Consider the following 6,852-nt stretch of genomic DNA (forward strand, 5'->3'; position numbering starts at 1 on the left):
TCGATGCGGACGTGCTGCCGTTCGACGCTGCTGTTCAAGGCAGGCCGGGCTGGTATGCCCAGCGCTCGGTCGATCGTCAGTGCGATCGGAGGGCGGGATCGATCTCGAGAGCGATGCGAGAGAGACCCATCGTCTCCTGGCTGATCATACCCAGAAGCAGAACAGCAATCATCAACATGGCCTTCAGCCGGCGCTTCTGAGATGCCGTCGCGGTTGTTGCCAGAGGTCGGCCGGGTGGAAAGCTCCCAGGCGGCTTTTGGATCTTTGGCCCGGAAAAAGGAACGCTTCTAGCGGGCTGTATCGGTCAAACGTTTGTCTCGAGCATAAGGTTGCTCTCACAGGAACCGCCTTCCCGCAATGAAGCCACAGGCCGCGACTATGCAGGTGGCAAGCGTGTACCAGGTCGCTACGAAAAGCGGACTGTCATCTGGGCAATGCGTGGCGTAGAGCGCTGCGGCGATCGCGCTCGAAGCAATGCCCGCCGCCGCGCCAGCCAGTCCCGGCCGTGCCGGCATCCCCTGGCGCAAGGCGGCGATGAAGCAGGCCAAGGGGCCGATCGCGATCAGCGGAATGAACATCAGGCAGTAGCGGGCATTGTGGCCCACGAGACGCGCCGCCCATTCGGCCGGCGGCGACATCGCCAGTTCCGTGCCGACGCCGACCGCCAGCACCGCGCCGACGCCGCCGAGCAGCCACGGCCAGAAGCCATGCGGCGCGGCCGGGCGGGCAATGCGATCGAGGAGCCCGATCATGCCGACGGCCAGCGGCACTGTGACGATAAACTTGAAGAGGACGCGGAGGGTCCGCACCACAACGTCGATGTCGGGCCGAGGCTGCAGCATAGCGAGGTAGGATGCGGCGGCGGAGGCCACGCCGAGGGCGGCAGCCACGAGGAGGATGCTGCCGAAAGGCCGCGGTGCGCCTGCATCCTTCGCCAGAACCTCGATCAGCCGGTCCGTGCCGATGGCGGACCTCGACGGCATGTTCTCGTCGGGCGTCATGTCGTTCCTCCGCGGTAGATCGCCGCCAGACTCCGTAGCGCCCGGTGCAGGGCGACCCGCACCGCGCCCTCGCTCATCGACAGCCGCGCGGCCGTGTCGCGGACGCTCGAACCATCGAGCGAGATCGCCCGAACGATATCGCGTTGAACCGGCTTCAGGTGGTCCATCATCCGCTCGATGTCCTGCCCGTCCGTCGAAACGTCCTGCCGCTCGTCCGCGATCAGATCGACGACGTCGTCGATCGGCACGACGACCCGGTGCCCGCGGCGGCGGAGGGCATCGATCAGCTTGTTGCGCACGATCACGGAAATCCAGGGCCCGATCGGGCGATGGGTTTCCCAGGTCCCGCGTTTCAGATGGATGGCAAGGAGCGCTTCCTGGACGACATCCTCGACATCCTGATTGCCGAGCCGGAAGGCAGAGAGGCGTCTCCGGGCGATCACCCGCAGATGTGGCGTCACAGCTTCCAGGAAACGCCGATAGGCGATTTCGTCGCCGACAAGGGCCGCCGCCATCCAGGCCGACCATTCCTGCTCGCGTGGTTGCATCGCCACGAGACTTCGCCCCAATCGCCTTGCCGACCGACTGTCAGATGCCAGCGTACCAATCGTAGCCGATCGCATCTTCCCAATAGCCGCCTCGGCCGCCGCCGATCCCGGCAAGGCTCGCGACGACTTCGATCTGCATGACATACTTAGCATGCTTATAGCCGAGCTGCCGCTCGACCCGAAGGCGCAAGGGCGCACCGTGACCGATCGAAAGCGGCGCCCCGTTCATCGCATAGGCGAGGATCGTCTGGGGATGACGGGCATCGGCGAGATCGATGCTCTCGTAATAGTTCGAGCCGTCGAATTCGTCGGCGCAATGGAAGACGACATAGCGCGCCTCCGCCCGCAGCCCGGCCTCGCCGAGCAGGTGGCCGAGCGGCACGCCCGTCCATTTGCCGATCGCGCTCCAGCCTTCGACGCAGTCGTGCCGGGTGATCTGGGTTCGGGCGGGCATCGCCATGATCTCGGCAAGAGTGAATCGGACGGGCCGCTCGACGAGGCCGTCGAGGCCAAGCGACCAGCCGGAAAAGCCGCCCGCGGCCAGCGTCTGGTAGGTCGTGCTCGACGGCATCGTGTTGCCGTTGGTGCGGAAGACAGGCGACATCTCCGCTTCCTCGAATTCCGGGGCGAGCGCATCACCGCCGATCAGCCGCTGGAGATGCCGGGCAAGATCGTCCGCCGAGCCGAGCGCGTCGATCACCGCCTGCGATCGCGCGAGACCGAAGACGTCGCAGCCCGAGAGCACTATCGGCGCGATGCCGACGAGACCGGCGGTCAGGAAACCACGCCGCGTGGGACGATAAACCATCTGATCACTCCTTCGGAAGACGGTAGCGGCCGGTCACCATCGAGCGGATCTCGTTGAGCGGGCCGGCGAGCACCACCATCGCCACGTGGACGAGGACGAAAAGGACGATCAGCGTCGCGGCGACGAAGTGGAGGGAGCGTGCTGACTGGCGGCCGCCGAAGAGGTCGAGAAGCCAAGGCCATGCCGTATTCAGGGCCGGCGACATGGTGAGGCCTGTCAGGGCGACCAGCGGCAGAAGCACGAGAAGCACTGCGCAATAGGCGAGCTTCTGAAGCACGTTGTAGCGCTTGGCGGCCTCGCCTTTCGGAAAGCGCAGCCGGGCGTGTTGGCCGATATCGTGAAGGATGTGGGCGGGGCGGAGCTCGGCACGGGTGGGCAGGAGGTCCCGTGTCAGGTGCCGGCTGGCCAAGCTCCATAGAGCATAGAGGAGGATGCCGCCGGCGAAGATCCAGGCGAAAAAGAGATGCCAATGGCGCGCGAGAGCGAGATTGTAGCTGGACGGGATCGTCGCCCAGGAGGGAAAGGCGCGGTTGACGGGATTTCCCGCTTCGTTCGTCCAGCGGCCGAGGAGGCCGGTCGTATCGATGGCAAGGTCGCCGACGCGTAGATAGCCCCGGTCTCCCGCCGCGCCGATCTGAAGCCAGGCTTGATCCTGGTCCGCGCCATAGGCGCCCCAGTAGAGCCGGGGATGGGCGTTGAAGATGGTGAGGCCGCTCATCAGCATGACGAAGAGCGTCACGACATTCAGCCAATGCCAGGTGCGGGTGGCGAGGCGGTGCCGATAGACGAGCCCCGGCCGCGCCATGTCGGTTCCGGCAGGTTTGCTGTCAGCCATGGGCTGTCCGACATCGGTCATGGCGGCCTTTCTTCACTGGGGGAAAGGCGTTCGGGCCGGGCGGCCCGAACGCACCAGATCCGTTACTTCTTCGGATTCGCCGGGGCCGGCGCCATGGCATCGGGCGCCATCGGGTCGGCCTTCATCGCGTCGTCCGTCATCGCGTCGTCCGCCTTCATCGTGTCGTCCGGGGCCATCGCCGCATCCGGTTTCATGCCATCCGCGGGCTTCATCGCGTCCGGCTTCATCTTGTCCTCGGCCTGCGGTTTCATGGCGTCCTCGGCATGGGCGGCAGGCGCAAGAGCGGCGGTAACTGCGACGAAAGCTGCGAGGAGCGGCAGCGCGAAGCGGGCGATGCGGTTCGTCATGTGTCTTCTCCGGAAAGGGGAAGCATTGCCCTGCGGGCGCTTCCGGTTGCACCGGCCCCTGCGGGCGCGGCATGGGATAGGGCGTCGGCTGGCGCGGACGCGGATGATCCGGCGCGGCTCGATCGCGTTCGTTTTTCGTGAGGTGAACGATCAGTCGGTGGCGGCCGAGAGGATCGCCCCGCCCGGCTTTTGCACGATCACCGCCGTGCGCTCGCCGTCCTCCACGGCCGGCGCTCCGAAGGACATCGCGACGCCCAACCAGCGACCGACATGGCGGATGTCGGTCACGACATTGGGCACCGGCAGCGTGCTGCCGGCGTTCTCGCCGCGCTCGATCGCGACGCGCTCGACGCCTGGCCTGTAGCGCACGAGCCAGACATCAGCACCGGAGACCGGTGCGGCGCCGCGGCCGATCTCGACCCCGTTCGCCTTGATCTCAATCGGCACGTCCACGGGCGGCTTCACCCCGTTGAGCATCGCGCGGAGGGCATCGGCCTTGTTGCCGATCGTGTCGCGACGGCCGTTGACGACGACCTGCGGGGTGAAGGGACGGTCCCGCCCGAGGCCGGGCTCGTAATTCCGTTGGCGTTCAGTGAAAGCCTCGGCGCCGAACGTGTCCTTCCAGCCGAGTTGGTCCCAATAGGTGACGCTGAAGCTGAGCGGCAGGATATCCGGCTTATCCATCAGTGCCACCACATTGCGGTTCGCCGGCGGCACAGAACTGCATCCCTGGCTGGTGAAGAGTTCTACCACGGTGACGGGACGGGCTTTCGCGAAGGCCGGACCAGACGCCAAGGCCGCCATCCCGAAGGTCGCGAGCATGAACGGCAGGGCCCAGTTGAGGGGCGCATGGATCGGCGATCTCGAGTGTTTCATCGCACATCTCCCCGACGACGGCTCCTTCTGTATGGATGAGAGCGGTGTCTGAGAGTGCCTACGAAGCCAATGCGCCGGCTGTTACAGCGGCGGCGCGAAAATTCTGCGATGCCTTTTTACCTGCGGCGGAATTGACGCCAGCTTCTGCGGGAGGTGCATCTTCGGTGCAACGTCGTAGATTGGCGATCGGTCTTCGCACGTCCTGCATCGACCGAAGTCCGCCGTCGCAACTGCCGGCGTTTCGTCGTTGCCAGGAACAGTTCCAAGGTCTGTGTTAGGTCGCAACGAGCCACAGGAAACGACTCCCTGTACCGGCTTGCTCAGTCTTTAGGCCACCGCCCCCTTGTCCGCTTCCTCTTCGCCATCGCATCGAAGTCGAGCCCATGGAACATCGATTAGTCGATCTCGGGGTTCAGCGGCCGCAGGGCGAGGACGCGGGCTCCCTTCTCGCTGAGCTGCTTGCTGCCGTAGCCCTCGTGCTCGTCGATCTCGACCGTATGGCCGACCTGAAGGCGGCGGGTGCGACCATCCACCTGCTCGTCTCGCATCTCCTCGATGTTGCCACTGCGGAGCGAGTGGAAGACCTCGCTCTTGCCCTTCTCGATCCCGGCCTTCTGGAGGAGACGCTGCATGTAGGAGGGGGCGCTCTTTGAGGGATCGACCAGCCGCATGATCTCAGGGAACAGGAAGCTGTTTCCCTGCTCGATCGCCAGTCGATGAAGCCGATGTCCTCCAGGAAGGGGTGGAGCACGACGTTGCCGGTTCGTCGTTGCCAAGGATACGTCCGGTGGTCCCTCATCAGAGATGACTACAGGATCTTGTTGAGCTCAGCGCCCGCGGCTTGCACTTCAAGACGAGCCCGTTGCAATCGGCGATCGCTCGCTGGAGAGTGCCTACGTAGCGGCATGCGGTGACCTGATGGCATCACGGGAAGAGTTCATGCGTCGATTTACGGTCGTCTGTGTCGCGTTCTTGTCGTTCATCGCGGTGGCGAGCCACGCCACTGCCGCTACGAAGGCGTTCGGGCCTTTCATAGTGGATTATAGCAGGCCGGACGTGATCGCCCTTCATGGGCCGATCGACGGTGGCTCTGCCTTGGACTTTCGTCGTGCCTTGGCCGCTGCAAAGGGCGCGCGACTCCTGACGCTCGATAGCGTCGGAGGATTGGTCCAGATGGCGCTGCTCATCGCCGACGACGTTCACGAGCGGAAGATCGCGACGCTGATACCGAAAGGGTCCCGCTGCTATTCCGCATGTGCCTACCTCTTCCTTGCCGGCATCGAGCGCCAGGCGGATGGCGAGCTCGGCGTGCATCAGATCTCATCCGACGAGCCAAACCTCGTCAGCGCACAACTGTCGATCTCCGACATCATCGATGTCCTCAATCGCTTCGAGACGCCGATCCAGGTGCTAACGGTCATGTTCCGAACGCCGCCGGACGACATGCACGTGTTCACCGCTGCTGAGGTCGAGGAGTTTAGCATCAACCGCCGTGCAGGAATCGCTGCTCCTCCGACAGAACTCGTGGCGGGCGACGCGCCCGAGGCGGATGAGAAATCAAAGGATGCGCCCAAACCTGAGACGGCCGCCGCGACCACCCTGGCGCACGCTGCGCCGTCCCTCGATCAAGCGTCCAGTTCGGCTCTGTCCACGATCGAGTCGTATAGACGTCGGCCAACAAGACTGGCGATCTTCACTGGCGTCGACTTCTACGGCGAGGACCTCGCAACGACGCAGGCGTCCGATATCGCAGCTTGCGCAGCAGCCTGCCTCGCCAAGGAAGGAGCGTGCAAGGCGTTCACCTACAACGCCAATACCAAGATTACCCGCGGCCCCAACTGCTTTCTCAAATCCAAGAGAGGAATGGCCGATGGCAATGCTGTCGCCATCTCGGGCGAGCTTCTGGCTGCGAGTGATAACGAGCCGTCCGGCTTCTCTGCGGGAATCATCGATCCGAAGATACAGGTCTTCTCGGACGTTGACCTTCCGTTCGGCGACCTGGCGCGAAAGCCGGAACGTCGGGCAGCTACGCAGGGCCAATGCAGGCTGGCATGCGTCGCCAACGATCAATGCGTGGGCTTTACCTTCGTGCAGCGTAAGAAGGAGTGCTGGCTGAAAGGCAGCGTCGGTCAGCCACAAAGCCGCGCCGGCATGATCAGCGGCATCAAGAAGCTTCAGGCCTTTGCCGCGCCGACGATCATCAGCCTGGAATAGCCGACGTGCCGCGGTCGTGGCTCATCGCGCGCCGGCACGCTCGGAGCTATGCAGCCTAGCTGGCGTTCAGCGGCTTCCGGCAGGTTAAATCTCTGATCAGAATCATGATCTTGGCGGAGAGGGGGGATTCGAACCCCCGATACGGTTGCCCGTATGCCGCATTTCGAGTGCGGTGCATTCAACCACTCTGCCACCTCTCCGG

8 protein-coding genes and 1 tRNA gene are annotated in these 6,852 nt (G+C 64.4%); 1 reads left to right on the forward strand and 8 read right to left on the reverse strand.

Annotated elements, in window-relative coordinates; all coding sequences use genetic code 11:
* Positions 1-335 precede the first annotated feature (335 nt).
* The 7 genes from C0R46_RS15530 to C0R46_RS15560 form a co-directional block, all read right to left on the reverse strand.
* On the reverse strand, positions 336-1,001 hold the full coding sequence (locus C0R46_RS15530; RefSeq protein WP_102960570.1) for an NrsF family protein: 666 nt from the start codon (positions 999-1,001) through the stop codon (positions 336-338).
* Positions 998-1,555, reverse strand: a complete 558-nt coding sequence (locus C0R46_RS15535; RefSeq protein WP_425349892.1) for a sigma-70 family RNA polymerase sigma factor — start codon at positions 1,553-1,555, stop codon at positions 998-1,000. Before C0R46_RS15535 ends, C0R46_RS15530 begins: the two co-directional genes overlap by 4 nt.
* A 34-nt stretch (positions 1,556-1,589) precedes the next feature.
* The gene (locus C0R46_RS15540) at positions 1,590-2,357 is read right to left on the reverse strand and encodes a molybdopterin-dependent oxidoreductase (protein ID WP_102960572.1); all 768 of its coding nucleotides are present in this window, start codon (positions 2,355-2,357) and stop codon (positions 1,590-1,592) included.
* A 4-nt stretch (positions 2,358-2,361) separates the two neighbouring features.
* The gene (locus tag C0R46_RS15545; protein ID WP_198598364.1) at positions 2,362-3,192 is read right to left on the reverse strand and encodes a cytochrome b/b6 domain-containing protein; all 831 of its coding nucleotides are present in this window, start codon (positions 3,190-3,192) and stop codon (positions 2,362-2,364) included.
* A gap of 83 nt (positions 3,193-3,275) precedes the next feature.
* A complete protein-coding gene (locus tag C0R46_RS15550; RefSeq protein WP_102960574.1) occupies positions 3,276-3,560 on the reverse strand; it encodes a hypothetical protein in 285 nt (94 codons plus the stop codon).
* 150 nt (positions 3,561-3,710) lie between these two features.
* A complete protein-coding gene (locus tag C0R46_RS15555; protein WP_245413611.1) occupies positions 3,711-4,382 on the reverse strand; it encodes a DUF1223 domain-containing protein in 672 nt (223 codons plus the stop codon).
* Positions 4,383-4,831: 449 nt separating this feature from the next.
* Positions 4,832-5,068, reverse strand: coding sequence for a site-specific integrase (locus tag C0R46_RS15560; protein WP_157944664.1), 237 nt, complete (start codon positions 5,066-5,068; stop codon positions 4,832-4,834).
* Positions 5,069-5,354: 286 nt separating this feature from the next.
* Between C0R46_RS15560 and C0R46_RS15565 the strand changes: the two genes are divergently transcribed.
* A complete protein-coding gene (locus tag C0R46_RS15565) occupies positions 5,355-6,650 on the forward strand; it encodes a PAN domain-containing protein (protein WP_245413612.1) in 1,296 nt (431 codons plus the stop codon).
* Positions 6,651-6,761: 111 nt separating this feature from the next.
* Here the strand turns inward: C0R46_RS15565 and C0R46_RS15570 are convergent.
* A tRNA-Ser gene (locus C0R46_RS15570) sits at positions 6,762-6,850 on the reverse strand.
* Positions 6,851-6,852 lie beyond the last annotated feature (2 nt).

The sequence above is a fragment of the Mangrovicella endophytica genome, from assembly GCF_002893625.1.
Lineage (GTDB): Bacteria > Pseudomonadota > Alphaproteobacteria > Rhizobiales > Rhizobiaceae > Mangrovicella > Mangrovicella endophytica.